The organism is Aeromonas sp. 25-248 (genome assembly GCF_053005425.1).
Window position 1 is genome coordinate 607,317 of the sequence record NZ_JBRKTB010000001.1, and the last position, 26,236, is coordinate 633,552.

Below are 26,236 nucleotides of genomic sequence, written 5' to 3' on the forward strand. Positions count from 1 at the left end.
TACCTGATTTACCTGATTGTGCAAGCGATCCACGAGATCGTCTTGTTACCTGGTGAGGCACGCAAACGCGCGACCCATCATGCTTCCCCCCGCCATGGCGGGGGGGCGTCCGCTCCCCTTAGAAGGTACGGCCGATGTTGAAGGAGAAGACTTCGGTGTCGTCCCCTTCGTATTTCTTGATTGGTCTTGCCAGCACGAACACCAGCGGGCCCATGGGAGAGAGCCACTGCAGCGACAGGCCGGTCGACATCCGGATGTTGCTCGGGTCGGAGTAGTCCATCAGATAGTTGCAACCACTGAAGCAACGGTTCTGATACTGGCTGTAGTCGAAGTGGGTATCCCACACGGAACCGGCGTCGATGAAGAAGCTGGTCCGCAGCTGGGGCTGATAGGTCTCGGAGGCAAAGGGCGTCGGCACGATCATTTCCAGCGAGGCCACCGCCAGGGCGTTGCCCCCGACCGAGCTGTCGGTGCCCTGGATGACGTCGTTGCCGCCCAGGTTGTAGTAATAGAGCGCCTTCGGACCCACGGTGTTGCTCTTGAAGCCGCGCAGGGTGTCGAAGCCACCGGCGTAGTAGTTCTCGAAGAACGGCAGGACGTGCTCGTAATCGCCATTGCTGCCGTAGCCGTCGCCGTAGGAGGCGCGGGCCTTGGCCAGCATGACCCACTTGTGGTCGGCATCAAACGGGAAGTAGTGAGCATCTTCGGCGTTGAGCTTGAAGTACTGCAGATCCATGCCGGGCACCGTCACCTTGGCGTTCACCCGCTGACGATCACCCGCGGTCGGGAACTGACCCTTGTTGAGGGTGGAGCGGGTCCAGCCGGCGGTGACGTCCACGGTGTTGAACACCATGCGGTTGTCGCCATCCAGATTGCCGTTGTAGACCTTCCAGAACTCGTCCACCTGTACATAGGGGTTGGGCTGGGAGAGTTTGTTGTTCTCGTAGCCCAGGCTGAAGTCGAGACGGTTGTTCTCGTTGACCGGGAAGCCGCTGGAGAGACGGAAACCGACGGTGGTGTTCTCGTAGTCCACGATGTTGGCGTCGGCCGCACTGAACTTGTTGTAGTAGAGACGGCCGCCCAGGCTCACCCCGTCCACGGTGAAGTAGGGGTCGTTATAGCTCAGGTCGACGCTCTTGGAGTAGTCGTTGGTGCTGGCGTTGATGCCGATCTTCTTGCCGGTCCCCATGAAGTTGTCCTGCTGCAGACCCGCCTGCAGGCTCAGACCCGACTCGGTGCCGTAGCCGATACCGGCGTTGATGGACCCCGCCGGCTGCTCCTTGACCTTGAAGTTCAGATCTACCTGGTCATCGCTGCCCGGCACCCGCTTGGTGTCCACTTCCGCGGTCTCGAAGAAGCCGAGGCGGTTGAGACGGGTCTTGGACTGCTCGACGTTGTCGGAGGAGAGCCAGGTGCCCTCCATCTGGCGCATCTCGCGACGCAGCACTTCGTCCTTGGTGGTGACGTTGCCGCTGAAGTTGATGTTGCGCACATAGACCCGGGGACCCGGCTCCACGTTGACGATGAGCTCCACTTCCTTGGTCTGGTCGTTGATCTGGGGGAAGGTGACCACTTTCGGATAGGCGTAGCCGTAACGGCCGAGGAACTTGGAGAGCACCTCTTCGGTATGGGTCACCTGACTGGCGGAGTAGACGCTGCCCGCCTCGATGGGGATGAGGCCCTTCATCTCGCCGCCGCGGTCGATGAGGTCGCCCTTGAGCTGGATGCCGGAAACCTTGTACTGCTCCCCTTCCTTGACGTTGAGGGTGACATAGACCCCCTTCTTGTCCGGGGTCATGGAGACCTGGGTGGACTCCTGGGTGAAGCGGATGTAGCCGCGGTCCATGTAGTAGGAGCGCAGCACTTCGATGTCACCGGCCAGCTTCTGCTTCTGGTAGCGCTGATCGCCGGTGAAGTTCCACCAGGGCACGTCGTCCTTGAGGGAGAGCTGGGCCAGCAGCTTCTCTTCCGGGAAGACGTTGTTGCCGACGATGTTGATCTGCTGGATCTTGGCCGCTTCCCCTTCCACGAAGGTGAACTTGAGGTCGACCCGGTTGCGCGGCAGCGGGGTGACGATGGCCTTGACCTTGGCGGAGTACTTGCCCACGCCGTAGTAGAAATCTTCCAGCCCTTTCTCGAGGGAGCTCAGCACGGTGCGATCCAGCGGATCACCTACGCGGATCCCGGAGGATTCCAGGCTCTGGGTCAGTTGCTCTTCCTTGATATCCTTGTTGCCGGAGAACTCGATGCTGGAGATGGTCGGGCGCTCCTTGACCACCACTTGCAGCACCTGACCGTCGCGATAGACCTTGACGTCCTCGAAGTTGCCGGAGGCATAGAGCTTCTTGATGGCGTTCGCCAGGGACACGGAGTCGACGGAATCACCGACCCGCACCGGCAGATTCAACAGGGCGGCACCCAGGGTCACCCGCTGCAGGCCCTCGACCTGAATGTCTTGCACCACAAAAGAGGCCGGGGCAGCCTGAGCCAGGAAGCTGGCCCCCAGCAGGCAACTCAACACCAATGCTTTTTTAACAGCCATTTTGTTCTTATGTGTCCTTGTTGATGCTCTGGCCTCAGAGGCGAGCGAAATCATTAAACAGCGCAATGCCCATCAGTAACATCAGAATGGCGGCGCCTATCCTGAACCCAACTTCCTGAATTTTTTCCGATACCGGCTTGCCGGTGATCGCCTCGATGAGGAAATAGACCAGATGGCCACCATCGAGCACCGGCAGGGGGAACAGGTTGATGATCCCCAGGTTGACGCTGATGAGCGCCAGGAATCCGAGGAAATAGACCAACCCGTAATCGGCGCTGCTGCCGGCCCCCTTGGCGATGGAGATGGGGCCGCTCAGGTTGTCCAAAGAGACGATGCCACCGATCAGCTTGCCTATCATGTCGAAGGTCAGGGTGATCAGGCTCCAGGTCTTCTGGACCCCATGCCACAGGGCTTGCAAAGGCCCATACTGTAACAGAGTTCGATACTCATCCGGTAATGGAACCAGTTGCGGCGACAAGCCCACAAAACCGAGCAGCTGGCCCTTCACTTTCTTCCCGTCCGGGGTCAGGGTCAGGGTCATCTCGCTGCCCCCGCGCTCCACCGTCACCTGCAGCGGCTGCGCCGGTGACTGCTGGACACGCTCGACAAACTGGGCCCATTCGGTGATGGCCTCTCCATCGACCCCCTTGATGCGATCCCCTATCTGAAGGCCGGCCTTCTCGCTGGCGCTCGATGGCACCACGGCCTCCACCACGGGCAGCACCTTGCCACCGAGGGGCACTATCCCGAGGCTCCCGATGGGGGACTCTTTGTCGGGGTCGAATTTCCAGCCTGCCAGCTGCAGGGTCTTGTCCACTGCATAGCTGGTGTTGGCCGCCTTGAGCTTGAGCTGCACCGAGTCATCGCCAAGATGGCTGATGAGGGCATAGGTGACGCTCTCCCAGTCACCGGTCTCCTCGCCGCCGACGCCGACGATCTCCATGCCTGGCAGGATGCCGGCCTCTGCCACGATGGAGGCGGGACGCACCTCGCCCACCACGGGTTTGACGCTCGGCACCCCTATCATGAACATCAGCCAGAAGGCGAACAGGGCGAACACGAAGTTCGCCATGGGGCCGGCCGCGACGATGGCCATCCGGGCCCAGACGCTCTTGTGGTTGAAGGCCTGCGCCTCCTCCCCCGGCTTGAGTTCGTCGACCCGGCCATCCAGCATCTTGACGTAGCCGCCAAGGGGGATCAGAGCCAGCACGTATTCGGTGCCATCCTTGCCAAGGCGACGCCAGATGGCCTTGCCAAAGCCGATGGAGAAGCGCTCCACCTTGACGCCGCAACGACGAGCCACCCAGAAGTGGCCAAATTCATGCACCGCCACCAGCAGCCCGAGGGCCACGATGAAGGCGCCGATATTCCACAGAAGCCCGCCCATCAGCCGCGTACCTCGCGGTCATGTCCAGTCCTGCGCTCGAGAGCATGGAGAGGGGCTGGCTGCCACCACGGTCCGTTCATACGGCAAGCTCCTTTATCAGTTGCTGGGCACGGGCTCGGGCCGTACCGTCCAGGGCGATGAGATCCGCCAGAGAGCCGGCGGCACTGCTGCCCAGCTCGGCCATGACGGATTCGTTGACTCTGGCAATATCCATAAATCCGATCCGCTCTGCAAGAAAAGCCGCGACGGCCTCCTCGTTGGCGGCATTGAGGGAGGTGGTCGCCCCCTGCCCCTGCTGGCACGCCCTCATGGCCAGCGCCAGACAGGGATAGCGCTCATAGTCGGGCCGGATAAAGCTGAACTCTCCGACACTGAAGAAATCCAAAGGTTCCACACCGGACTCGATCCGTTCCGGATAGGCCAGAGCGTGGGCAATGGGGGTGCACATGTCCGGGTTGCCGAGCTGGGCCAGTACGGAGCCATCCTTGTACTGCACCATGGAGTGAATGACGGACTGGGGGTGGATCACCACCTGGATCTGCTCGGGGGCCGCATTGAACAGCCAGCGCGCTTCGATGTACTCCAGCCCCTTGTTCATCATGGTGGCGGAGTCCACCGAGATCTTGGCCCCCATGGACCAGTTGGGATGGGCAATGGCTTGCGCCGGAGTGACATGGTGCAGTTCGCCCACATCGGCATAGCGGAAAGGCCCACCGGAGCCGGTCAGCAGGATCTTGCTGATCCCCGCCCCGGCCAGATCGCAGAAACCGGGCTGGCGCTGCACGTCGACCGGCAGGCACTGGAAGATGGCGTTGTGTTCGCTGTCGATGGGTAGCAGCTCGGCGCCGTGCTCGCGCACCGCCTCCATGAAGAAGGCGCCGGACATCACCAGCGCCTCCTTGTTGGCCAGCAGAATGCGCTTGCCGGCGCGCACGGCAGCCATGGTGGGTGCCAGACCCGCCGCACCGACAATGGCCGCCATCACGCTGTGGGCATCGGGGTGAGCAGCCACGTCGCACAGGGCTGCCTGACCGGACAACACCCGGGTGGTGCTGCCGTGAGCCTTGAGCCGACCCGCCAGATCACTGGCGGCGCCTTCGTCCACCATGACGGCGAACCGGGGGGAGAATTCGAGACAGTCGCGCAGCATGGCGTCCACGCTGCGGGCAGCGGTCAGCGCCAGCACCTGCCAGCGCCCGGGGTTGTGGCGCAGTACCTTGAGGGTGCTCTGACCGATGGAGCCTGACGCTCCCAGGATCACCAGGTTTTGCATCAAGACTCCTGATTGGGTAACAGACTGATGGAGCGGGACGCTCCCGGGATCATCAGTGCGCGAAACATCAAAACTCCGGACCGAGCAACAGGTAGCTGAGCAGGAAGACGGGCAGCGCCGCCGTCAGGCTGTCGATGCGATCGAGAATGCCCCCATGGCCCGGCAACAGGGTGCCGGAATCCTTGATGCCGGCTTCCCGCTTGAACATGCTCTCGGCCAGATCGCCGAGCACGGAGGCCAGCACCGCCAGCAGGGAACAGAGCAGCACGGTGCCCATTTTGGCAGGCACGAAGCCCATGAACCAGGTCACGCCGATGGCCAGCAGGCTGGCGGTAAAGAGGCCGCCCAGCATGCCTTCAATGGTTTTCCCCGGGCTCACGGCCGGCGCCAGCTTGTGTTTTCCGAACGCCTTGCCGAAAAAATACGCGCCAGAATCTGCCGCCCAGACCAGTCCCATCACGAACAGCAGGATCCAGGCCCCCATCATGGGGTCGTGGTAGAAGTTGTAGCCGCGAATGGCCACCAGGGACCAGAAGAAGGGAACCAGGGTCACCAGACCGAACAGGGATTTGAGCCAGATGGATTCACGCCACAGCCTGGCGCTTTGCGGGTAGCGCAGCACCAGCAGCAGCCCCAGCAGCCACCAGCTGACGGCAGTCCAGAGCACGCCCATCACCAGCGGATGCAGTTGGGGGATCCAGAGTTGCTCCACGGGCACCCAGAACAGGCTGGCCCCCAGCAGCAGACAGAACACCAGCGGCAACCACTGTTGCGGCTGGGCAGTGACGAAGGCACTCCACTCACGGCTGGCCAGCAGAAAGACCAGGGCGGCGAGCAGGGCAAAGAATTTCAACGGCAGAAAAAACAGCGCCCCCAACACCAGGGGTACTAACAGTAATGCGGTAATAATTCGTTGTTTTAGCAAAAGAAACCTCTCTCTTGGGAGCGGGGTTTAGCCGGTCTGTTGCGCGGCGATCAATTCCCGGATCTGTTCACCCGTACACCCGAAGCGACGCTCGCGAGCAACGAAGGAGGCAACTGCCCCACTGAACTCGGCCTCGTCAAAATCGGGCCACAGGACCGGGGTAAAATAGAGTTCGGCATAGGCGAGCTGCCACAGGACAAAGTTGCTGATGCGATGATCCCCGCCGGTGCGGATCAACAGATCCACGGGGGGAAGATCAGCCATGCAGACATGACGACCCAATGCCGCCTCATCGACCGCCTCGGCATCCAGTTCACCCGCCGCCACGGCCCGTGCCAGGGTCCGGGCCGCCTGGGCGATGTCCCACTGACCGCCATAGTTGGCGGCGATATTGAGGGTCAATCCCTGATTGTTGGCGGTCAGGGCCTCGGCCTTGGCGATCTTGGCCTGCAGCCGCTCGCTGAAGCGGGCAGTGTCGCCAATCACCCGAAGGCGAATGCCGTTGCTGTGCAACTTGCTCACCTCGCGACCCAGCACCGTCATGAACAACTCCATCAGGGCGTTTACTTCCCCTTCCGGACGGCGCCAGTTCTCGCTGGAAAACGCAAACAGGGTCAGCGCCTCCATCTTGGCACGGGCGGCAAAGGCCACGGCCTCACGCACGGATTTCACGCCCGCCTTGTGCCCGGAAACCCGCATCTTGCCGCGGTTCTGGGCCCAGCGACCATTGCCATCCATGATGATGGCGACGTGACGGGGCAAGGACGAGCTGGCGCTATCGCCTAGCGCTGCCAAAAGCGACATTCATTTCTCCCACAAAGACAAAAGCGCCGTGCAGGGGCACTACACGGCGCTCGTAATATACCTGTCGGAGGCTTAGATTTCCATTAGCTCCTTTTCCTTCACAACCAGGGCGTCATCCACCAGCTTGATGAAGGTATCGGTCAGCTTCTGGATCTCTTCCTGGGCGCGACGGTCGTCGTCTTCGGAGATCTCTTTCTCTTTCAGCAGGGCTTTCAGATCGGCGTTGGCATCGCGACGGATGTTGCGAATGGCAACTCGGGCACCTTCGGCTTCGGCACGGACGATCTTGGTCAGATCACGGCGACGCTCTTCGGTCAGCGGCGGCAGCGGCACGCGCAGAGTCTGGCCGTTGCTGGACGGGTTCAGGCCCAGATCGGAGGTCAGGATGGCTTTTTCCACCGCCTGGATCATGGAGCGATCGAAGATGGAGATGGAGAGAGTACGGGCATCTTCTGCCACCACGTTGGCCAACTGCTTCAGAGGAGTGGCAGCACCGTAATACTCCACCTGGATGCCGTCGAGCAGGCTCGGGTGAGCACGGCCGGTACGGATCTTGGACATCTGGGTCTTCAGCGACTCTACGCTTTTGCCCATGCGGTCCTTGGCGTCGTTTTTAATCTCGTTGATCACAGTGGTTTTCCTTTTGGCGAACGAGCCGACAGGCGGCTCGTATCTATCTTGTTGACTGGCGTAATGGACAAGCGAGCCTGGGGCTCACACTTGCCTTACTTGCTGGCCTGGTGGATCAGGGTACCTTCCGGCTCACCCATGATCACGCGGCGCAGCGCGCCCGGTTTGTTCATGTTGAACACCCGGATCGGCAGATCGTGGTCGCGGGCCAGGGTAAAAGCAGCAAGATCCATCACTTTGAGTTCTTTTTCAAGAACTTCATCATAACTCAGTTCCTGATAGAGCACGGCATCCGGGTTCTTGACCGGGTCATCGGTGAACACGCCATCGACCTTGGTGGCTTTCAGCACGACGTCGGCTTCGATCTCGATACCGCGCAGGCAGGCTGCCGAGTCGGTAGTAAAGAAGGGGTTGCCGGTACCGGCAGAGAAGATCACCACCTTGCCGGCGCGCAGCTGGCTGATGGCTTCGGCCCAGCTGTAGGAGTCGCAGACCCCTTGCAGGGAGATGGCCGACATCAGGCGGGCATTCACATAAGCACGATGCAGGGCATCACGCATGGCCAGGCCGTTCATGACGGTCGCCAGCATGCCCATGTGGTCACCCACCACGCGATTCATGCCTGCCTTGGCAAGGCCGGCACCACGGAACAGGTTGCCGCCACCGATGACCAGACCGACCTGAACACCCAGCTCAACCAGCTCTTTGATCTCTTGGGCCATCCGTTCCAGCACCGCCGGATCAATGCCGAAACCCTCGGATCCTTGCAGGGCTTCACCACTCAACTTCAGAAGAACACGTCTGTATGCAGGCTTGGGATTGGTACTCATGTCACTGATTCCTGGTCATATAAAGACCGCGACATAAGTCGCGGTCTGGGGAAACGGAAAAACCGGTTCGATTAGGCCTTCTGAGCGGCCGCGATCTGGGCTGCTACTTCAGCAGCGAAGTCGGTCTCTTGCTTCTCGATGCCTTCGCCCACTTCGAAACGGGTGAAGGAAACAACGTCAGCGCCTTCTTTCTTCAGCAGCTCGGCAACGGTCATGGAAGGATCTTTCACGAACGGTTGACCAGTCAGGGAAACCTCACCGGTGAACTTCTTCATGCGGCCTTCAACCATCTTCTCGGCGATCTCTTTCGGCTTGCCGGAGTTGATGGCGATGTCGATCTGGATTTCGCGCTCTTTGGCAACGACTTCGGCAGACACGTCTTCCGGTTTGACGAATTGCGGGCTGTTGGCAGCAACGTGCATGGCCAGATCTTTGGCCAGCTCGTCGGTACCGCCAACCAGCTTGGTGATAACACCGATGCGGGAGCCGTGAACGTAGGTGCCCAGGTTGTCACCTTCAACCAGCATCACGCGACGCAGGTTCATGTTCTCACCGATCTTGGCGATCAGGTTGGTGATGGTCAGCTCGACGGACTCGCCGTTGCCGAAATCGGCGGCTTTCAGCGCGTCAACGTCAGCGATTTTCTGGGTAGCAGCGATCTCGACGATCTTCTGACCCATGGCCAGGAAACCGGCATCCTTGGAAACGAAGTCAGTCTCGCAGTTCAGCTCGATCATGACGGCAACGTTGCCTTCGGTACGGGCGAAGATCACACCTTCAGCGGCGATACGGCCAGCTTTCTTGGCGGCCTTGGCCTGACCGGATTTACGCATGTTCTCGATAGCCAGCTCGATATCACCGTTGGCTTCTTCCAGCGCTTTTTTGCAATCCATCATGCCAGCGGCGGTGCGCTCGCGCAGTTCTTTTACCAGGGCGGCAGAAATGTTTGCCATGTCCAGTATCCTCGGTCTTGAATTGACAAGAAACAGGGGCCACAAGGGCCCCTGCTAACCAATTACATCAGCTTGGTTAATAAGGGCTTTTCAGTCCTTATCAATTACTCAGCTTCAACGAAGCCATCTTGTTCGGCTTGAACAACGATGTCCTGCTCGCGGGCTTCCAGAACGGTGTCAGCAGCAGCGTTCAGGTACAGCTGTACGGCACGGATAGCGTCGTCGTTACCCGGGATGACATAGTCAACGCCGTCCGGGTTGGAGTTGGTATCAACGATGGAAACTACCGGGATACCCAGGTTGTTGGCTTCTTTGATAGCGATGTGCTCGTGGTCGGCATCGACAACGAACAGAACGTCAGGCAGGCCGCCCATGTTCTTGATACCACCCAGGCTCTTCTCCAGCTTTTCCATTTCGCGAGTACGCATCAGCGCCTCTTTCTTGGTCAGCTTGTCGAAGGTACCGTCTTCGCTCTGGGTTTCCAGATCTTTCAGGCGCTTGATGGACTGACGAACGGTTTTCCAGTTGGTCAGCATGCCGCCCAGCCAGCGGTGGTTAACATAGAACTGGTCGCAACGCTCAGCGGCTTCTTTGACGGCTTCAGACGCGGCACGCTTGGTACCTACGAACAGTACCTTGCCTTTCTTGGCAGCTACGGAGCTGATGAAGTTCATGGCATCGTCAAACATCGGAACGGTTTTTTCCAGGTTGATGATGTGAACTTTGCTGCGGGCGCCGAAGATGTAGGACTTCATTTTCGGGTTCCAGTAACGAGTCTGGTGACCGAAGTGAACGCCGGCTTGCAGCATGTCGCGCATAGAAACTTTAGCCATTTTATACCTCTGTATTGGGGTTAGGCCTCCACACATCCCATATAACCGACCCGTTAAGGCACCCCGGCATATGTGTCGATGTGTGTGTGTTGTTGAGTAAGGGTGATGGCATGAGGACACGAGTTCCCCATTCCGGCGCGCTTTATACCATAACTTTGGTCATGACACCACCAGCCCGGGTGCTAAAAATGGATCCCGGACCATGGTGCGACCGCCTGATGACGTTGCGATGACGATCACACTGGAAGTAAACGGGGGTTGGGGATAAAATTTCGCCCTGATTGCAAACGCATCTATTTTTCATTACCTGGTTGTTGGGCATCGGCAGGATGCGCAATCAGGCCCCAAGAGAGATCCCATGTCCATTAAAATCAAGACACCGGAAGAGATTGAGAAAATGCGTGTCGCCGGCCAGCTGGCCGCCGACGTGCTGGTCATGATCGCCCCCCACGTCAAGGCGGGCGTCACCACAGACGAACTGAATACCCTCTGCCACGATTACATCGTCGACGTGCAACAGGCCATCCCCGCGCCGCTCAATTACCACGGCTTCCCCAAGTCCATCTGTACTTCGGTGAACGATGTCATCTGCCATGGCATCCCGAACCACAAGAAACTGCGGGAAGGGGACATCATCAATCTGGATATCACCGTCATCAAGGATGGTTATCACGGCGATACCTCCGCCATGTTCATCGTGGGCCAGACCACCCCCCTGCGTCGCCAGCTCTGCAAGGTGGCCCAGGATAGCCTCTATGCCGCCATCAAGCGGGTGCGCCCGGGCATGTGCATCACCGAGATCGGCGCCGTCATCCAGCCCATCGTCGAGCAGGCCGGCTTCTCCGTGGTACGCGACTACTGCGGCCATGGCATCGGTGCCGAGTTCCACGAAGAGCCGCAGATCCTCCACTACCGCAACGGCGGCAAGCTGGAGCTGAAAGCGGGCATGTGCTTCACCATCGAGCCCATGGTCAACAGCAAGAAGTACCACTGCAAGGTCAATCCGAAGGATGGCTGGACCGTCACCACCAAGGACGGCGGCGACTCCGCCCAGTGGGAGCACACCCTGCTGGTGACCGAGGATGGCTGCGAGGTCCTGACCCTGCGCCCCGACGACACTATCGAGCGTTTTATCCGCCACGTTTGACATTCAACCCCGGCCGCGCGCCGGGGTTGCTCTTTACCCGGCCCGACCGAGAGTGTGACATGCCATGGATGCCAGCCTGCTTTCTCCCCATCTGCTCCCAGACGATCAGCTCACCCGTGACAACTGCAAGGAGTACCTGAGCCGCTTTCTCGCCTGGCTGCACGAGCGCTTCGACGCCGGTGACAACATCATCGAACTAGTGGCCACCCGCTCCGAATACATGGACGCGCTGCTGACCAGGCTCTGGCACAAGTTCGGCTTCGACAGGACCGAGCTCACCCTGATCGCGGTAGGCGGCTATGGCCGCGGCGAACTCCATCCCCACTCCGATATCGACCTGCTGATCCTCTACGAAGGAGATGAACTGGACGAGGTGCTGGGGCTTCGCATCGGCGAGTTCATCACCCTCTTGTGGGATCTCAAGCTGGAAGTGGGGCAGTCGGTGCGCAACGTGGCCGAGTGCATCGAGCAGGGTCGCAACGACATCACGGTTGCCACCAACCTCATCGAGGCCCGTTACATCACGGGTCGCCTGGCGGGATTCGAGCAGTTGCAGGCGGCCACCCAGCCCCAGCACTTCTGGCCGAGCGAAGCCTTCTTTCGTGCCAAACGCGAAGAGCAGGCCCTGCGCCACCAGCAGTTTCTCGGCACCGCCTACAAGCTGGAGCCGGATCTCAAGAACAATCCCGGGGGCCTTCGCGACATCCAGACCCTGGCCTGGGTCGCCCGCCGCCACTTCGGCGCCACCACCCTGTTCGAGATGACCAGCCACGGTTTTCTCAACCGGGCCGAGTACCGGGAGCTGCTCGACTGTCAGAACTTCCTGTGGAAGGTGCGCTTCGCCCTGCACATGGCCATCAACAAGGGGGACAACCGTCTCTTGTTCGACCGCCAGCGCACCGTGGCCCAGATGCTGGGGTTCGAGGGGGAAGGTAACGGCCCGGTCGAGCAGATGATGAAGCGTTTCTACCAGACGGTGCGGCGGGTGGCCGAGCTCAACGAGATGCTGCTGCAACTGTTTGACGAGGCCATTCTCGGCAACACCGCCATGGACGTGCGCCGCATCAGCGACGAATTCCAGCTGCGCGGCCGCCTCATCGATGCGGTGGACTCCGAGCTGTTCGGCCGGGATCCTGCCGCCATCCTGCGACTCTTCTACCAGATAGCCCAGCACCCGGAGATTGCCGGCATCCACTCCGCCACCTTGCGCCAGTTGCGCGAGGCCAGACGCACCCTCAACTGCTGGCTGCAAGATCTACCCGAGTGCCGCCGTCTCTTCATGGCGCTCCTGCGCCACCCCAACGGCATCGGCCAGCCGCTCACCCTGATGCACAAGTACGGGATCCTCGCGGCCTACCTGCCCCAGTGGAACCTCATCGTCGGCCAGATGCAGTTCGACATGTTCCACGCCTACACGGTGGACGAACATACCCACAGGCTGCTGCAGAACATCCATCGCTTCCCGAATCCGGCCAGCCGCCAGACTCACCCGCTCTGCCACGAGGTGTTCACCCAGTTGCGCAAGCCCGAGCTGCTCAGCATCGCCGCCCTCTTCCACGACATCGCCAAGGGCAGGCGTGGCGATCATTCCGAACTCGGGGCCGTGGATGCGCTGGAGTTCTGCCAGTTGCACGGGCTGGATCGCTACGAGAGCCGACTGGTCGCCTGGCTGGTGCGCCACCATCTGCTGATGTCGGTCACCGCCCAGCGTCGCGACATCTACGACCCGGATGTGGTCACCGACTTCGCCCAGAAGGTGCGGGATGAATTGCACCTCGACCTGCTCTATTGCTTGACCGTGGCCGACATCTGTGCCACGAACGACAGTCTGTGGAACGACTGGAAGGGCACCCTGCTGCGCGAACTCTACTTCGCCACCCAGAAGGCCCTGCGCCAGGGGTTGGAAAACCCGCCGGACATGCGCCTCAAGATCCGTGAAAACCAGCGTCAGGCCAGACAGATCCTGACCCAGCGCGAGGTGCCACAGGAGGCTGTCACCGCCCTCTGGAACGACTTCAAGGCCGATTACTTCCTGCGCCACAGCCCGGAGCAGATCGCCTGGCACTGCCGCAAGATCATCGCCCACGGTGACAACCCGGCCCCCCTGGTGCTCATCGGCAAGCATCCCATACGGGGCGGTAGCGAGGTGTTCATCTATTGTCGCGATACCCCCAACCTCTTTGCCACCGTGGCCTCGGCGCTGGATCAGAAGAACCTCAGCATCCACGACGCCCAGATCATGAATTCGCGCAACGACTACGTGCTCGACACCTTCATCGTGCTGGAGCCAAACGGCGAGCCCATCAGCCCCAACCGTACCGCCACCATCAAGAAAGCGCTGGAGAAAGCCCTTCAGGAGCCGGGCAAGCTGGTACTGCGCAGCAAGCCCCTGTCCAGACGCCACCGCCAGTTCAGCGTGCCGACCAGGGTGGTCTTCCTGCCTCACAAGGGGGAAAACCGCCACACCCTGCTGGAGCTGACGGCCCTGGACACTCCGGGCCTATTGGCCCGTATCGGTGCCGTGTTCCAGCAGTGCGGCCTCTCCCTCCATGCCGCCAAGATCACCACCATCGGTGAGCGGGTGGAGGACTTCTTCAGCCTCACCACCCTGGCCGGAGAGCCGCTGAACCCGGAGGAGCAGCAGGCCCTCGAGGAGAGGCTGGTCAATCAGCTCAACCCCCAGGAACCGGTTGGCGAGAGTGCCTGACACGCTCGGATGAAGCCTCGAAAGAGGCTTTTTGACGTATTGATTCCTCAATCAGAACAAATGGTTGGACCACTCAAGTACAATAAATCGCCCTGATTCTGAAGAAATCGGCGAGAGCCCTTAAAAACGATTGGAAAAGTGTGATACAACAAACAGAATTTTATAAAGGAAACCTGTCATGACCCAGTTGCAACAGACCATCGAAGCGGCCTTCGAGCGCCGTGACTCCATCACCCCCGGCTCCGTCGATGCCGCCACCAAGGCCGCCATTCTGGAAGCCATCGACCTGCTGGACTCCGGCAAAGCCCGGGTTGCCGAGAAGATTGCCGGCGAGTGGGTCGTCCACCAGTGGCTGAAGAAGGCCGTGCTGCTCTCCTTCCGCATCAACGACAACGGCATCATCAAGGGCGACGATGCCCAGTACTACGACAAGGTTCCCCTGAAGTTCTCCAACTACACCGAAGAGCAGTTCAAGGCTGCCGGTGTTCGCGTCGTGCCGCCCGCGACCGCGCGCAAAGGCTCCTTCATCGCCCCGAACACAGTGCTGATGCCCTCCTACGTCAACATCGGCGCCTTCGTCGATGAAGGCACCATGGTCGACACCTGGGCCACCGTGGGCTCCTGCGCCCAGATCGGCAAGAATGTGCACCTCTCCGGCGGCGTCGGCATCGGCGGCGTACTGGAGCCACTGCAGGCCAACCCGACCATCATCGAAGACAACTGCTTCATCGGTGCCCGTTCCGAAGTGGTGGAAGGGGTGATCGTCGAGGAAGGCTCCGTCATCTCCATGGGGGTCTTCATCGGCCAGTCCACCCGCATCTATGACCGCGAAACCGGCGAAATCCACTACGGCCGCGTCCCGGCCGGCTCCGTGGTCGTTTCCGGCTCCCTGCCCTCCAAGTGCGGCAAGTACAGCCTCTACGCCGCCGTCATCGTCAAGAAGGTGGATGCCAAGACCCGCGCCAAGGTCGGCATCAACGCCCTGCTGCGCTCCATCGACGAGTAATCCACGCCGATGTCATCAAGGGCACCTCTGGTGCCCTTTTTCATGCCCGCTCTCATGGGTGGGCGCCAACTCCCCCCTGCCCCACCAGCACTGCACACCCCCATGAGACGATACCGCTTATGGCAGTGCTGACAAGGCGTTCACCCCTCCCCCTTGGCTCGCTGATTAAAAAAGACCTTTTTGACACCAATTTGAATTTGGCGCGCCTGTCACAGGCAAGGCGTCCGGACTCGGGTAAGATAGAGGGGTCAGGATCGTTTCAAACCAAGGAAGCCCGATGTACGAGAATCTCAAGAGCCTGGGGATCCAGGAACCCACCTCGGTGGACAGCTACACCCTGCGCCAGGAAGCCAACCACGACATCCTCAAGATCTATTTCAAGAAGCAGAAGGGTGAATTCTTCGCCAAAAGCGTCAAATTCAAATACCCTCGCCAGCGCAAGACCATGCTGGTCGACTCGGGGACCCATGAGTACAAGGATGTCACCGAGATCAACGCCAACCTCAAATACGTGGTGGATGAGCTGGACAATCTGACCCAGGGCGGCCAGCCTTCCGCCGATCCGGACATCAAGCAGAAGATACTGCGCGACTTGCGTCATCTGGAAAAAGTGGTGCAGAACAAGATCAGCGAGATAGAACGGGATCTCGAAAAGCTTTAAGCCGGTCTGATGCAGCAAAGGCGCCCAGGGGCGCCTTTTTCATTGGATCACACCATGCTGGCGCCGTCAGGAAAGTCCGCGCACATGCCCCGCCACCAAACGCAACCCAGCAAAAAGGGAGGCTTGCGCCTCCCTTTTCGGAACTCGGATATTGGAGCGACAATCAGTTGCTCTTCATCCAGATGTCCATTTCAGTTTTCAGGTTGTCGGACTTGGTGCCGAAGATGGCTTGTACACCGGAACCCGCCACCACCACACCGGCGGCACCCAGCTTCTTCAGACCAGCCTGGTCAACTTTGGCCACATCCTTCACACCGACACGCAGACGGGTGATGCAGGCGTCCAGAGAGGCGATGTTCTCTTTGCCACCGAAGGCGGAGACCAGTGCAGCAGACATCCCGTCCTTGCTCTGACCGGCAGAGGACTCTTGAGCGGCTTCGTCTTCACGACCCGGGGTTTTCAGGTTCATGGCACGGATGACCACGGTGAAGACCACGTAGTAGATGACTGCGTAGACCAGACCCAGACCCACCAGCAGCAGCATGTTGTCGGCACGCGGAGATTGCACCACGAAATCGATGAAGCCGTTGGAGAAGGTGTGACCGTGAACGACACCCAGCATGTTGGTCAGCACGTATGCCAGACCGGCCAGCAGGGCGTGGATGGCGTACAGAACCGGGGCCACGAACAGGAAGGAGAATTCGATAGGCTCGGTGATACCGGTCAGGAAGGAGGTCAGGGCAGCAGAAGCCATGATACCTACGATCTTGGCGCGGTTTTCCGGCTTGGCGGAGTGCGCAATGGCGAATGCAGCAGCAGGCAGACCGAACATCTTGAACAGGTAGCCACCCGCCAGCTGACCGAAGCCGTTGCCGGCAGCACGGGAAGCGTCATCAGCAGTCAGGAAACAGGTCATGATGCCGTGTACGGTTTCACCGGCGGCGTTGACGCAAGTACCAGCCTGATAGAAGAACGGCACGTTCCAGATGTGGTGCAGACCGAACGGGATCAGGGAGCGCTCAACCACGCCGTAGATACCGAAGGCCAGGACCGGGTTCTGGTTGGCAGCCCAGTCGGAGAAGGCACCGATGGCACCACCAATCGGCGGCCAGATGAAGGAGAGCACGACACCCAGACCGATGGAAACAAAACCGGTGATGATGGGCACGGCACGCTTGCCAGCGAAGAAGCCAAGGTACTCTGGCAGCTGGATCTTGTAGAAGCGGTTGAACGCCCAGGCAGCCACGCCACCGGCGAGGATACCACCCAGCACACCGGTATCGATCTTCTCGACACCCATCACAGGCGCCATCACGGTCAGGGTAGCGGTCATGATGCCGTAGCCGACGATGGCGGACAGGCCGGACACACCGTCGTTATTGGTGAAGCCAAGGGCGACGCCCACGGCGAACAGCAGAGCCATCTGGCCGAATACGGAACCACCGGCCTGCTCCATCAGTTGGGAGACGATCTCCGGCAACCAGCTGAAGTGGGCAGCACCCACCCCCAGCAGAATACCTGCAACGGGCAAGACCGATACGGGCAGCATCAGCGCCTTACCGACCTTTTGCAGATTAGAGAAAGCATTTTTTAACATGTGTGCGCTCCTGAATGGATTTTTTTCCGACAACGACTCAGGGCAGTTTATTGATGACGATGTGCTTCATCCGTCACTGCGCCAAGTGCGTTTTCCGGGTTGCTTATTTTGACCAGCAGAATATAACCCAGCGGGGGTGGAAATGCCTCCGTCGGAAACAAGGGAATAATAAATTTGGAGGAGAGATCACAAGATAATAAATAAGCAGAGAGGGGACTGTCTTGAATATTATTTCGAATTGTTATAGCTTCGCCGCAAAAAGAAATAAACCACTTCAAAATAAATCACAAAGAAACCAAATAATACCCAACGATACTCACTGTAACTGAATGTAACTTATTGCGGATTTATATTATCCAGTCTACCGATTAAAAAGGCCTCCAACAAGGGAGGCCTCCAATAAATATCGATTTTAATAAACCGAGATATTTAGTTCTTCTGTGAACGTTTCACTGCGTCAATAAAGACCGATTTCGCCTTGGTTGAACCGGCACGCTCGGCTTCATTCACGAGTTGCATCGCCTTGTCGATGTCACCGGCCTTCACCGCTTTCTCGATCTGGGCGTTGTAGAAGCTCTCGGTCTCGCTCAGCATGGCGGGAGCCGGTTTGCTCGGCGCTGCGGCAACGGCTGCCGTGGTAGCCGTCGCAGCCACCGCAGTGGTAGCAGGCTTGGCCTGGCTCATCGCCACCTTGTCGGCGTATTCAGGCTTGAACACGGCTTCCAGGCCTTGTCCCTTGGCCATGTCCGTGACCTTGATCTGTACCAGACCCCAGGGCGAATGGGGGATCACGGGGTCCTTGATATCCGGCTCGACCGTGCCGTTGGCACGAGCAAAGGCCTTCGCGGGGTGCAAGATGGTGGTGCTGCCCGCCGTCTCGTTGGCCGGCGCATAGACCACCATATAGGTTTCAGTGGCGGGATTGCCCGGCATGCTGCGGTCCACAAACACACGCCCCTCAATCCTGTCGTTGTCGAGCAGGTGGGCTGGTTGATAGGCAAAGACCGACTCACCCAGCACGCGAGTCACCTTGAACTGGGCATCCAGCATGATCACCTTGGGAACCAGGACCGTCTTGCTGACCTGGGAGGCCAGGGTGATGGCCAGATTGCCGGTATTGGCCGGCAGACGATAAGCGGCAAAATAGCTCATGCCCTCGTCAAACTGATAACTGGGCTGCTTGCCGTCGATGGCCAGCAGCGTCTCGCCTTCCGGCAGGGAGACATAATTGAATTCGTTGAACCCTGTGCAACAACTGGTTGCCTGGGAGAGCGCCTGCTTGGCCTGATCGGCATTACTCAGAATGGAGGCGTGCTCCTGCACGGGCACCACCATGCTACCGGAACAACCGGCCAGCAGCGCGGTAACCATGGCCGCGATAGACATCTTTACCAGTTTCATTCTTCTTATCTCCATAACCCGGTTGCCACATCATGCGAAACAAAACTGCCCCCATAAGGGGGCAGTGACTAACTTAACTGAAGATATTGCTTACCACCAGGCTTCTGCTTGTACGCCAACCTGATAGGTGTCTTTGGAGGTGTTGCCTTCAAAGGCGTTCTGGTCTTCGGTGTTCTTCAGGTAGGTGGCGAACACGCGGATTTCCGGACGGGCCCAGAAGCTGGAGCCGGCAGACCAGGCCTGAGCCAGGGTCAGCTTGTAAGCGCCATCTTTGTCGGTGGTACCGGAAGTGGACTTGTTCTTGTCCTGGAAGTAGCCGCCTTCGAAGATGGTCTTGTTGAAGTCATCCCACTTGTACATCGGGCGAGCGACGACAGACATGGTTTCGTACTTGTCGTTGCCGTTCCACATCTCGTTGCCTACCCCGTAGACCAGCTGGTGACCCATTTCCCAGGAGTTGCCCATCGGGATGACGCCCCAGTTGATGATACGGTAGCCATCGGCACCAGCTTTGGCTTCGGCACCATACCAGGAACCGTCACCGTAGAAGGCCATGGTCTTGGAGTAGCCTTCGGTACCGTACTGCAGCACGGTCTTGTTGAAGCCACCGAAGATGCCTTGGGTCAGTTCGGCGGTCAGCATGACGCCGTTCTTCATGTTGTCGTTCTTCAGATCTTTCTGGGCGTCTGTCTCATTGACCAGGGCATACATGGCGCCCACTTCCAGAGAACCGTCCTGCCACAGCGGGATGCCGGCATAACGCACGTCCAGGGTGTTGACGTTCAGATCTTCGTTCTTCTGATAAACCGGATCACCGTTGCCATCTACACCGGTCTGGGTGTACTGACCGAAGACATCACCCGCGCTGCGGTCGTTGCGGACCCAGGCCAGGGAGAGCTTGCCAGGACCAGCCTGGATGCCTTCGATACCGGCACCGGCACCGGAGATGTTCCAGTAGTAGAAGTCAGAGATGTGGATGTCGTGACGTTGGTAGTAACGCTTACCGGCCCACAGAGTGGCTTCCGGCGCGAAGCCCAGCAGCCCCTTGGCTTGCACGTTGAACTGACGCAGGGCGAAGTCGGAGTCGCCGTTGCACTGCTTGGCATCGAAGTTACAGACGGTGCCGGTACCTTCCCAGTCGTTGGAGCCGTTGGACGCCATGGCGAACATGGAGTCTACGTAGAAAGTCTTGCCATCTTTGTTGAAGACTTCCTGACCCAGCTGGACTTCGCCGTAGGTATCATTTTCGTTACCCAGACGACCAACCTTGTTGACGTTGTATTTGACCATGTCCCCGTCACCGGAAACACCGACACCTGAACGGAAGTAGCCGTGGAAATCAACGGCGAAGGCGGCTTGGGAAGCCAGGGCTGCGGTTACTGCTGCAGCGATCGGGAGCCACTTTGCTTTCATTTTCATTTTCCTTATTCCCGCTGAGAGGAGTGTGATCCTGATATTCAAGTTCTTATCACCGGAAAAACGTTTTGGTGATAACCGAGGTCGATTATATGTACCCAAATTCCCTGCAAACATGAGCTGATTCACAAAACGATGACAAATCGCACGCCACCCGCAACCGCAGCAACAACAACCCAATAAATTTTCACTTTATGGCATTAAAAACCCCATGAACAACAAAAAGAGGAGCAACAACACCAAAGAAAGCGCTTTCAAATATTAATTCGCGACGAGAGTTAAGTGATAAATCCGTGTCGCAGTAGCAAAAACATGACTGAAATCGCTTTCAATGCGGAACTTTTAATTTTTCAATTTGTCGTGGGTGATGATGAATATGGCCAACCGGTTATCATCATTGGCGAGAAAAATAACCGGACGAAAGAGAGGATATATTTGGGGGCTGAGGCGTGACGCCCCAAAAATAAAACACCCCCGTCAGCACACTCACGGAGGTGAATTTATTCTCGGGGAGAAGGGTCTGGCTACAGTCTATTTTCCCAGGTTTTCAACCAGGCCAGCGCTGCCACTTCAGGCTCATCCTCCACCGTTGCATCTATCTCCAGACGCGGCACCAGGGCGTCGGCGGCCAGCTCCTGCAGCAGTTCATCGAGCCGGCGCCCTGCCCCGCAGAAATGTTCATAGCTGCTGTCCCCCATGGCGATGAGGGCATAGCGCCATCCCTTCATATAAGGAGCACGATCGGCCAGGGCACTGGCAAAGGGCTGCAAATTGGGCGGTATATCCCCCTGCCCCGTGGTGGCGGTCACGATGAGCAGAAAGCGGGAGGCATCGATGTCGGTCAGCGCCGCGTCATCGAAGATCTGGCAGACATGGCCATTGGCTTGCAGGTGGTCACAGAGGGTCTCGGCCACCAGCATGGCAGAGCCGTAGACGGTGCCGACCAGGATGTCGATCTCGGCCATCAGCGACTCCTCAGGGACAGATATTGGACCCGGCAAGACCGGGATGGGTAGGAAGAGCCCCCCTGAACAGGCGGGGGGCACGCGATTGCGCAGGCGATATCTCGTTGAGCCATAAGTCATTCCTCTGACGTACCTGGGCTACAGCATGCCACAGCCCGGTCAGAGGCAACAGATGGAAAGAGGCTCAGGCGCCGTAGTCTTGCTCGCTGGCAGGCCAGCCCAGACGGGCGAACAGACCCAGCACCTCGGGGCCCAGGGGCGCCTGGATCCGCATCGGCACCTTGAGCACCGGATGCTCGAAGCTCAGACGGTGCGCGATCAGCAGCAGGCGGTCGCACCCGTAATGCTCGCGAAAGAAGCGGTTGTGCCGGCCATCCCCGTGGGTGGTATCACCAACGATGGGGTGGAACAGGTGATCCAGATGGCGGCGCAGCTGGTGCTTGCGCCCCGTCTTGGGAAAGAGGCGGACCAGGCTGTAGCGACTGGTGGGATGCTTCTTGGAGACGGCGAAGGGCAACTCGACCTGATGCAGACGACGAAACGCGGTCACCGCCTCCTGGGCGGGGCGATCCGGGTCGCTGAAGGCATCGGCAATCTTGTCCAGCTGCTCCTTGAGCGGATAGTCGATGAGCCCCTCTTCGGGGGCCCATCCCCGCACCAGTGCCAGGTACTCCTTGTGGACCTGACGGGCAGCAAAGGCCTCGGTCAGGGTGCGGGCCACGGCAGGATCGAGAGCAAACAGCAGCACACCCGAAGTGGGCCTGTCCAGTCGGTGCACGGGGTAGACATGACGACCCCCGATCAGATCCCGGGTCATCTGCATGGCGAAACGGGTCTCGGCCTTGTCGAGCCAACTGCGGTGCACCAGGAGACCGGACGGTTTGTTCACCGCCACCAGCCAGTCATCCTGATAAAGCAGTGTCGGCTGCAAGGCATCCGCTGTCCGGGTCTGCTCGTCCATCATTGTTCGACCACTTTGCCGGAGAGCAGCAGATCGAAACGGGCGATCAGACGAAGCAGGGCCTCGACCTCCGCCAGCTCCTCTTTATAGACCTCACTCGCCATGGGATAGAGGGAGACGCTGGTCGGCAGCGGTGCCTGCAGCACCACCAGCTGCTCCATGCGCGGGATCAGCACGAACTGCAGCCACTGATCGAAACTCAGGGTATCGACACAGAACGGCAGCTCGCTTGCCAGCGCCTCGCTCCCCGGATGGTCGGCTTGCCAGCGTTCCAGACGTTGCAACTCGGCAGTCAGCTCTCCCAGCAGACCGGCAACCAGCAGATATTGATTCATCTCGCTCACTTCCTCATCGCGGGCCCGGTCTGCGACGGGGCCCCACTCAATACGGCCATCCAAAAGGGGCGCTACTATACACCGACCCCGCAATGGCTGCCATGTTGCCGTCACCTTCATACCCTGCATCACCGCCTCTGGCTATCTGGTGCAGCCCCCTTATAATCGCCCGCATTATCTTCAAGCAGGATCTCTTCATGTCTTCCATCAACACCCTGACCGAGTTTCTGACCCAGGCCGATACCCAGTTCCAGCTGTTCGATCTGGGCCGCCAGGTGCGCCCGCTCCCCAGCGACCTCTTCGTGCGCATCGAGCAGCAGCAGGAGCCCTACCCCTGGCCGTTGCAGCAGCACGCCTGGCTCGGCGTGCACTTCTTCCAGCCAACCGAATCCAGGCACTACCTCTGGTTCCTCAAGTTCGCCCTCGATGAACGCGGCCTGCTCATCTCCAGCGGCCCCAAGCATTTCATGGATCAGGTGGTAGAGACTCTGGGCTACAAGCTCACCGGTGAACTGGACGAAGAGAAGGCTCAGCGTCTGGCGGACAACCCCTACACCTTCCGTCCGGCCGAGGCCAAGATGGCCAGTGTGCACGCCAAGCTGGCCCGCCAGCTGGAACAAGCCCCTTCCGCTTACTACGAGGCCCTCTGCCACTATCTGGCGGCACCGGGGGAAGAGGGGTGGCAGGCCCTGGGACTGCAAGGGTTTGCAGATCTCGCGGAGCGGCTGCAGGTTGAACGCAACCAGGCACTGGTCTGCAAGGCCTTGCCCGTACTGCCGCAGGCCCCCCTCTACGCCCTGTGCCAGAGCCTGGAGAACGCCCCCCTGCCTCCTGCCCTGCAAGGCGCATTGCTGGAGCGCATCGGCAAGGAGCAGGAGTGCGCCGAGCCTGACCCCGAAACCCTGGCCTATCTGTGCCGGGCACTGGCCTCCTGCCCGGGCAACGGACTGCGCACCAACAAGCTGCTGACCCTGCTGCAAACCCGGCCAAGTCCCTCCCTGCTCCTCGCCATCGCTGGCCGCCTCTGGCCCGATCTGAAACACCCCGAACTGCTCGGCCTGTTTCTGGAGCAGCTCGCCCTGCAACCCACCCAGTTCTTCAACCAGGTATTTGCCGAGCTCGTCACGCTACCGGCCTTGCGCAATGATATGCTGGCAAAACTGCGTGACCCCGAACGCAGCGAGGCCCTGGGTCTGGCCATCGGTCGCCTGTTCGCTGCCACCTAGGCCCGGCACGACGGCCCTGTTGCCTGAGGTGAACAGGGCCCCACACACATCACAGAAGGAACCCGCTGATGGGAGAAATGCTTGGGATCTTGCTGCTCGGCCTCGTTGGCTGGGCCTTCTGGCAACAGCGCCGCCAGGCGGAGCTGGCCTGGCAATACATGCGCCGCTACTGCCAGCACCACGACCTGCAACTGCTGTCGCTGGCGCGGACACACCGCGCCCTGGGGCACAAGCCCCTGCGCCTGCTCACCTACTACCAGTTCGAGTTCTCCAGCGACGGAGAGAGCCATTATCAGGGGCAGCTCTGCATGCAGGGGCTGCATGTCGCCGGTGTCGAGCTGCCACCCCATCGTCTCCCCTCCTAGATTTGAGAGCACGGGGGCTGGCTATACTCTTCCACAGCCCCCTTCCAAGGAGTACCGACATGGAATTGCTCACCCATGACATGGCCGCCCTGTTTGCCCAGCTGGGGCTGGCCAGTGACGACATCAGCCAGCAGCGTTTTATCCGCAACCATCCCATCGATCGCCATACCCAGTTGCCCGACGCGCCGTTCTGGACGCCTTCCCAGGCAGGCTTTCTGCGCGATGCCCTCAGCCACGACGCCGACTGGGCGGAAGCCATCGACCAGCTGGATGTGATGCTGCGCCAGGGGACCTGATCCCCGCACTCCCGGCGGCCAGCGTTGGGTAGACGCGGAGCCGCCAATCCCCTCCCTCTCGCCACCCACGCCCTTCGCTCCGCTTTCCTGATGGACAGGCTTTGATTAAGCTCTGTGCCACTATCCACCCGCAGCAAGACGGCCGTGCAGGAGCCAAGATGTCAGCCCAAGAGATCATCCAGATAGCCAACGAACTCAGTGCCAGGGGGATCACCCCCTCTACCGCCATGGTCAAGGCCCGCCTCAGCCATCCCGTGCCCATGGCCGAGCTGCTCAAGGTGTTCAGCCAGTGGAAGCAACAACCCCAGCCCGCGGCGACAGCGCCCGCCCCCGCCAGTGCCCCCGAGGCGTCCCCCTTGGCCACGGAAAGCGTCACTCTTCAGCAACTGAGTGAACAGCTCGCCCGGCTGGAGCAGAAGGTCGATCGCCTCACCGATCTGCTGCTCAACCAGAAGCCGGATTGACCCATCGCCATGTATATCCTCGAACTCACCTTTGAGTGCTACCGCGATACCTCCCTCGGGGAGGCCGAACGGGCCATCGTCCACTACCTCGACATGCTGCGCTATCAGGGGCAGATCCTGGGGCGGGAGTTTCCCACCAGCATGCACGAAGGCTATTTCGTCAGCCGGGTGGTCTGCCCGGAGCAGGACAGCCTGCACCCTGACAACCAGAGCGAGCTGGTCACCCTTGCCGAGCAAGGTCTGCACCAGGCGGGCCTGCTCGCCCCCAAACTTCACCTGCAAGGGGCGGATCTGCTCTCGGACAGCACGGACCCGTGCGCAGAGCAGGGGGAGCGTCCCAGCTGGATGCTGCTCTACACCAGCTTCCTGCACAGTTGCTCTCCCCTGCGCTGCGGCGATCACTTCTCTCCCATCCCGCTCTATCGGCTGCCCGCCGTCGCCAACGGTGACCACAAGCAGATCATCAAGTGGCAGGAAGATTGGGAAGCCTGCGATCAGTTGCAGATGAACGGCTCCATCGCCGAGCACGCCGCCCTGCACGAAATCGGCGAGGTGGGCAGCCGCCTTCATCGCCGGGGCAGTGATCTCGCCAGACGGCTGGAGGTCCTGAGCGGCATCCCCACCTATTACTATCTCTACCGGGTAGGTGGCCTGAGCGCTGCCGAAGAGCGGGCTCGCCCCTGCCCTGGCTGTGGTGGCCCATGGGCGCTGGCCGCCCCCCTGCACGAGATCTTCGACTTCAGGTGCGAGCCTTGCAGGCTGGTGTCCAACCTCTCCTGGGACTTCAAGGAATAGGAGCCTACCGCGCACAATGGCGCAATAAAAAGAGAGGGCCTTACCAGGTGGCAAGGCCCTCTCTTTTGGAGCATCACTGGGGCAAAGTTTCCAGTCGCGCCAGAAAGGCCGGCAACGAGGGGGCCAGCGTCAGGCGCCGCCCGGAGTCCAGCCACTCCAGCCACACCTGGCCGCTCTCGTTATCGAGGGACACCAGCGTCATCTCGTTGCGGGTCGTGGCAATGAAGAGTGAAGGGGATCGCTTCAACTTGCGCAGCATCAGCAGGTGGCCGATGAGGTTCTCCTTGAGCAGATCCAGATCGGCGTCGTTCCACGGCAGGATGAGTTCGATGCGCAGCCCCTTGAAAGAGCAGGGCAGAGGGCGGCTGAACCAGTGACCAAACAGGGCGATGGCGCTGGGATGCAGGGTCAGCTCCAGGGCGTTCGCCATGGCCGTGAAGTCGGCTGCCTGCTCCCGCTGGAACGGACGCCAGGCGACCCGACCCTCCCTGGGTTCATCCAGCTCGCAAGGAGAGCGCCAGTCGGCCTCCCAGTCACACAGGGGCAGCCCCCGCCTTCCTTCGCCATCGCGCTGCCAGCGTAAAAAGAACTGCTCCAGGGCAGACAGGACTTGATCCGACATCGATATTCCCCACAATAGCGGCCTCTGATGGCCGCAAGTACCTGATCGAAAAATCGGGCCATTGCACCATCAAACCCCTTATCAGACAAGCGTGA

26 protein-coding genes are annotated in these 26,236 nt (G+C 59.9%); 10 read left to right on the forward strand and 16 right to left on the reverse strand.

Going from position 1 to position 26,236, the window contains the following annotated elements; genetic code table 11:
- Positions 1-118 precede the first annotated feature (118 nt).
- The 9 genes from bamA to rpsB form a co-directional block, all read right to left on the reverse strand.
- Positions 119-2,542 carry an outer membrane protein assembly factor BamA gene (gene bamA, locus ACVDHI_RS02805; RefSeq protein WP_447211661.1) on the reverse strand — a complete coding sequence of 808 codons (2,424 nt, stop codon included), beginning with the start codon at positions 2,540-2,542 and terminating at the stop codon, positions 119-121.
- A gap of 34 nt (positions 2,543-2,576) precedes the next feature.
- Complete coding sequence (rseP, locus tag ACVDHI_RS02810; protein WP_447211662.1) at positions 2,577-3,929, reverse strand: sigma E protease regulator RseP; 1,353 nt, start codon at positions 3,927-3,929, stop codon at positions 2,577-2,579.
- 76 nt (positions 3,930-4,005) lie between these two features.
- The gene (gene ispC, locus ACVDHI_RS02815) at positions 4,006-5,202 is read right to left on the reverse strand and encodes a 1-deoxy-D-xylulose-5-phosphate reductoisomerase (protein WP_042864260.1); all 1,197 of its coding nucleotides are present in this window, start codon (positions 5,200-5,202) and stop codon (positions 4,006-4,008) included.
- Between the two features lie 67 nt (positions 5,203-5,269).
- Positions 5,270-6,127: a phosphatidate cytidylyltransferase gene (locus tag ACVDHI_RS02820; RefSeq protein ID WP_039039428.1), complete on the reverse strand. Its 858-nt coding sequence runs from the start codon at positions 6,125-6,127 to the stop codon at positions 5,270-5,272.
- A gap of 27 nt (positions 6,128-6,154) precedes the next feature.
- On the reverse strand, positions 6,155-6,931 hold the full coding sequence (gene uppS, locus ACVDHI_RS02825) for a polyprenyl diphosphate synthase (RefSeq protein ID WP_039039427.1): 777 nt from the start codon (positions 6,929-6,931) through the stop codon (positions 6,155-6,157).
- A 72-nt stretch (positions 6,932-7,003) separates the two neighbouring features.
- Positions 7,004-7,561, reverse strand: a complete 558-nt coding sequence (gene frr / locus ACVDHI_RS02830; RefSeq protein ID WP_010673406.1) for a ribosome recycling factor — start codon at positions 7,559-7,561, stop codon at positions 7,004-7,006.
- Positions 7,562-7,656: 95 nt separating this feature from the next.
- Positions 7,657-8,391, reverse strand: a complete 735-nt coding sequence (gene pyrH / locus ACVDHI_RS02835) for a UMP kinase (RefSeq protein WP_010673405.1) — start codon at positions 8,389-8,391, stop codon at positions 7,657-7,659.
- 71 nt (positions 8,392-8,462) lie between these two features.
- Positions 8,463-9,344 carry a translation elongation factor Ts gene (gene tsf / locus ACVDHI_RS02840; protein WP_010673404.1) on the reverse strand — a complete coding sequence of 294 codons (882 nt, stop codon included), beginning with the start codon at positions 9,342-9,344 and terminating at the stop codon, positions 8,463-8,465.
- Between the two features lie 104 nt (positions 9,345-9,448).
- On the reverse strand, positions 9,449-10,177 hold the full coding sequence (gene rpsB / locus ACVDHI_RS02845; RefSeq protein ID WP_010673403.1) for a 30S ribosomal protein S2: 729 nt from the start codon (positions 10,175-10,177) through the stop codon (positions 9,449-9,451).
- 358 nt (positions 10,178-10,535) lie between these two features.
- On the opposite strand from rpsB, the gene map reads away from it, so the two are divergent.
- The 4 genes from map (at position 10,536) to ACVDHI_RS02865 (ending at position 15,698) form a co-directional block, all read left to right on the forward strand.
- Positions 10,536-11,324 carry a type I methionyl aminopeptidase gene (map, locus tag ACVDHI_RS02850; protein ID WP_010673402.1) on the forward strand — a complete coding sequence of 263 codons (789 nt, stop codon included), beginning with the start codon at positions 10,536-10,538 and terminating at the stop codon, positions 11,322-11,324.
- 64 nt (positions 11,325-11,388) lie between these two features.
- Positions 11,389-14,031, forward strand: coding sequence for a bifunctional uridylyltransferase/uridylyl-removing protein GlnD (glnD, locus tag ACVDHI_RS02855; RefSeq protein ID WP_042015535.1), 2,643 nt, complete (start codon positions 11,389-11,391; stop codon positions 14,029-14,031).
- A 178-nt stretch (positions 14,032-14,209) separates the two neighbouring features.
- A complete protein-coding gene (dapD, locus tag ACVDHI_RS02860; RefSeq protein ID WP_010673400.1) occupies positions 14,210-15,037 on the forward strand; it encodes a 2,3,4,5-tetrahydropyridine-2,6-dicarboxylate N-succinyltransferase in 828 nt (275 codons plus the stop codon).
- A 277-nt stretch (positions 15,038-15,314) separates the two neighbouring features.
- Positions 15,315-15,698 carry a DUF3461 family protein gene (locus ACVDHI_RS02865; protein ID WP_039039426.1) on the forward strand — a complete coding sequence of 128 codons (384 nt, stop codon included), beginning with the start codon at positions 15,315-15,317 and terminating at the stop codon, positions 15,696-15,698.
- Positions 15,699-15,861: 163 nt separating this feature from the next.
- Here the strand turns inward: ACVDHI_RS02865 and ptsG are convergent, their stop codons facing one another.
- From ptsG to ACVDHI_RS02880, 3 genes are all read right to left on the reverse strand, one after another.
- A complete protein-coding gene (gene ptsG / locus ACVDHI_RS02870; protein ID WP_277856155.1) occupies positions 15,862-17,295 on the reverse strand; it encodes a PTS glucose transporter subunit IIBC in 1,434 nt (477 codons plus the stop codon).
- 429 nt (positions 17,296-17,724) lie between these two features.
- Positions 17,725-18,696 carry a MalM family protein gene (locus tag ACVDHI_RS02875; RefSeq protein ID WP_277856156.1) on the reverse strand — a complete coding sequence of 324 codons (972 nt, stop codon included), beginning with the start codon at positions 18,694-18,696 and terminating at the stop codon, positions 17,725-17,727.
- Positions 18,697-18,786: 90 nt separating this feature from the next.
- A complete protein-coding gene (locus tag ACVDHI_RS02880) occupies positions 18,787-20,109 on the reverse strand; it encodes a maltoporin (RefSeq protein ID WP_041214686.1) in 1,323 nt (440 codons plus the stop codon).
- A gap of 315 nt (positions 20,110-20,424) precedes the next feature.
- On the opposite strand from ACVDHI_RS02880, the gene ACVDHI_RS02885 reads away from it, so the two are divergent.
- Positions 20,425-20,565, forward strand: a complete 141-nt coding sequence (locus tag ACVDHI_RS02885) for a hypothetical protein (protein ID WP_010673395.1) — start codon at positions 20,425-20,427, stop codon at positions 20,563-20,565.
- Positions 20,566-20,636: 71 nt separating this feature from the next.
- On the opposite strand, the gene ACVDHI_RS02890 is transcribed toward ACVDHI_RS02885, so the two are convergent.
- The 3 genes from ACVDHI_RS02890 to ACVDHI_RS02900 all read right to left on the reverse strand — a co-directional run bounded on the left by ACVDHI_RS02890 (position 20,637) and on the right by ACVDHI_RS02900 (position 22,373).
- On the reverse strand, positions 20,637-21,077 hold the full coding sequence (locus ACVDHI_RS02890; RefSeq protein ID WP_210556118.1) for a flavodoxin: 441 nt from the start codon (positions 21,075-21,077) through the stop codon (positions 20,637-20,639).
- A gap of 184 nt (positions 21,078-21,261) precedes the next feature.
- Positions 21,262-22,038 (reverse strand): tRNA pseudouridine(65) synthase TruC, encoded by a 777-nt coding sequence (gene truC, locus ACVDHI_RS02895; RefSeq protein WP_324046314.1) that lies wholly within the window; start codon positions 22,036-22,038, stop codon positions 21,262-21,264.
- Positions 22,038-22,373 carry a YqcC family protein gene (locus tag ACVDHI_RS02900; RefSeq protein WP_134997583.1) on the reverse strand — a complete coding sequence of 112 codons (336 nt, stop codon included), beginning with the start codon at positions 22,371-22,373 and terminating at the stop codon, positions 22,038-22,040. Before ACVDHI_RS02900 ends, truC begins: the two co-directional genes overlap by 1 nt.
- A 197-nt stretch (positions 22,374-22,570) precedes the next feature.
- On the opposite strand from ACVDHI_RS02900, the gene ACVDHI_RS02905 reads away from it, so the two are divergent.
- From ACVDHI_RS02905 to ACVDHI_RS02925, 5 genes are all read left to right on the forward strand, one after another.
- The gene (locus ACVDHI_RS02905) at positions 22,571-23,599 is read left to right on the forward strand and encodes a DUF3549 family protein (RefSeq protein WP_447211663.1); all 1,029 of its coding nucleotides are present in this window, start codon (positions 22,571-22,573) and stop codon (positions 23,597-23,599) included.
- Positions 23,600-23,667: 68 nt separating this feature from the next.
- On the forward strand, positions 23,668-23,964 hold the full coding sequence (locus ACVDHI_RS02910; protein ID WP_039039421.1) for a DUF3301 domain-containing protein: 297 nt from the start codon (positions 23,668-23,670) through the stop codon (positions 23,962-23,964).
- A 59-nt stretch (positions 23,965-24,023) separates the two neighbouring features.
- Positions 24,024-24,260, forward strand: coding sequence for a DUF2789 domain-containing protein (locus ACVDHI_RS02915; protein WP_042877865.1), 237 nt, complete (start codon positions 24,024-24,026; stop codon positions 24,258-24,260).
- A gap of 158 nt (positions 24,261-24,418) precedes the next feature.
- The gene (locus ACVDHI_RS02920) at positions 24,419-24,724 is read left to right on the forward strand and encodes a hypothetical protein (protein ID WP_447211664.1); all 306 of its coding nucleotides are present in this window, start codon (positions 24,419-24,421) and stop codon (positions 24,722-24,724) included.
- A 9-nt stretch (positions 24,725-24,733) separates the two neighbouring features.
- Complete coding sequence (locus ACVDHI_RS02925) at positions 24,734-25,519, forward strand: Zn-ribbon-containing protein (RefSeq protein ID WP_103244422.1); 786 nt, start codon at positions 24,734-24,736, stop codon at positions 25,517-25,519.
- Positions 25,520-25,592: 73 nt separating this feature from the next.
- Here ACVDHI_RS02925 and syd read toward each other — a convergent pair whose 3' ends face one another.
- A complete protein-coding gene (gene syd, locus ACVDHI_RS02930; RefSeq protein WP_010673386.1) occupies positions 25,593-26,141 on the reverse strand; it encodes a SecY-interacting protein in 549 nt (182 codons plus the stop codon).
- Positions 26,142-26,236: the final 95 nt, after the last annotated feature.

What these genes read in the sequence shown, in the direction of transcription:
- ACVDHI_RS02925 (WP_103244422.1), top strand. Translation starts at nt 24,734, where the DNA reads ATGTATATCCTCGAACTCACCTTTGAGTGCTACCGCGATACCTCCCTC.
- ACVDHI_RS02875 (WP_277856156.1), bottom strand. Translation starts at nt 18,696, where the DNA reads ATGAAACTGGTAAAGATGTCTATCGCGGCCATGGTTACCGCGCTGCTG.
- rpsB (WP_010673403.1), bottom strand. Translation starts at nt 10,177, where the DNA reads ATGGCTAAAGTTTCTATGCGCGACATGCTGCAAGCCGGCGTTCACTTC.
- ACVDHI_RS02915 (WP_042877865.1), top strand. Translation starts at nt 24,024, where the DNA reads ATGGAATTGCTCACCCATGACATGGCCGCCCTGTTTGCCCAGCTGGGG.
- ACVDHI_RS02920 (WP_447211664.1), top strand. Translation starts at nt 24,419, where the DNA reads ATGTCAGCCCAAGAGATCATCCAGATAGCCAACGAACTCAGTGCCAGG.
- ACVDHI_RS02890 (WP_210556118.1), bottom strand. Translation starts at nt 21,077, where the DNA reads ATGGCCGAGATCGACATCCTGGTCGGCACCGTCTACGGCTCTGCCATG.
- ACVDHI_RS02885 (WP_010673395.1), top strand. Translation starts at nt 20,425, where the DNA reads ATGACTGAAATCGCTTTCAATGCGGAACTTTTAATTTTTCAATTTGTC.
- ptsG (WP_277856155.1), bottom strand. Translation starts at nt 17,295, where the DNA reads ATGTTAAAAAATGCTTTCTCTAATCTGCAAAAGGTCGGTAAGGCGCTG.
- ACVDHI_RS02865 (WP_039039426.1), top strand. Translation starts at nt 15,315, where the DNA reads ATGTACGAGAATCTCAAGAGCCTGGGGATCCAGGAACCCACCTCGGTG.
- pyrH (WP_010673405.1), bottom strand. Translation starts at nt 8,391, where the DNA reads ATGAGTACCAATCCCAAGCCTGCATACAGACGTGTTCTTCTGAAGTTG.
- ACVDHI_RS02880 (WP_041214686.1), bottom strand. Translation starts at nt 20,109, where the DNA reads ATGAAAGCAAAGTGGCTCCCGATCGCTGCAGCAGTAACCGCAGCCCTG.
- tsf (WP_010673404.1), bottom strand. Translation starts at nt 9,344, where the DNA reads ATGGCAAACATTTCTGCCGCCCTGGTAAAAGAACTGCGCGAGCGCACC.
- uppS (WP_039039427.1), bottom strand. Translation starts at nt 6,931, where the DNA reads ATGTCGCTTTTGGCAGCGCTAGGCGATAGCGCCAGCTCGTCCTTGCCC.
- bamA (WP_447211661.1), bottom strand. Translation starts at nt 2,542, where the DNA reads ATGGCTGTTAAAAAAGCATTGGTGTTGAGTTGCCTGCTGGGGGCCAGC.
- map (WP_010673402.1), top strand. Translation starts at nt 10,536, where the DNA reads ATGTCCATTAAAATCAAGACACCGGAAGAGATTGAGAAAATGCGTGTC.
- syd (WP_010673386.1), bottom strand. Translation starts at nt 26,141, where the DNA reads ATGTCGGATCAAGTCCTGTCTGCCCTGGAGCAGTTCTTTTTACGCTGG.
- dapD (WP_010673400.1), top strand. Translation starts at nt 14,210, where the DNA reads ATGACCCAGTTGCAACAGACCATCGAAGCGGCCTTCGAGCGCCGTGAC.
- ACVDHI_RS02905 (WP_447211663.1), top strand. Translation starts at nt 22,571, where the DNA reads ATGTCTTCCATCAACACCCTGACCGAGTTTCTGACCCAGGCCGATACC.
- glnD (WP_042015535.1), top strand. Translation starts at nt 11,389, where the DNA reads ATGGATGCCAGCCTGCTTTCTCCCCATCTGCTCCCAGACGATCAGCTC.
- rseP (WP_447211662.1), bottom strand. Translation starts at nt 3,929, where the DNA reads ATGGGCGGGCTTCTGTGGAATATCGGCGCCTTCATCGTGGCCCTCGGG.
- ACVDHI_RS02910 (WP_039039421.1), top strand. Translation starts at nt 23,668, where the DNA reads ATGGGAGAAATGCTTGGGATCTTGCTGCTCGGCCTCGTTGGCTGGGCC.
- truC (WP_324046314.1), bottom strand. Translation starts at nt 22,038, where the DNA reads ATGGACGAGCAGACCCGGACAGCGGATGCCTTGCAGCCGACACTGCTT.
- ACVDHI_RS02900 (WP_134997583.1), bottom strand. Translation starts at nt 22,373, where the DNA reads ATGAATCAATATCTGCTGGTTGCCGGTCTGCTGGGAGAGCTGACTGCC.
- ispC (WP_042864260.1), bottom strand. Translation starts at nt 5,202, where the DNA reads ATGCAAAACCTGGTGATCCTGGGAGCGTCAGGCTCCATCGGTCAGAGC.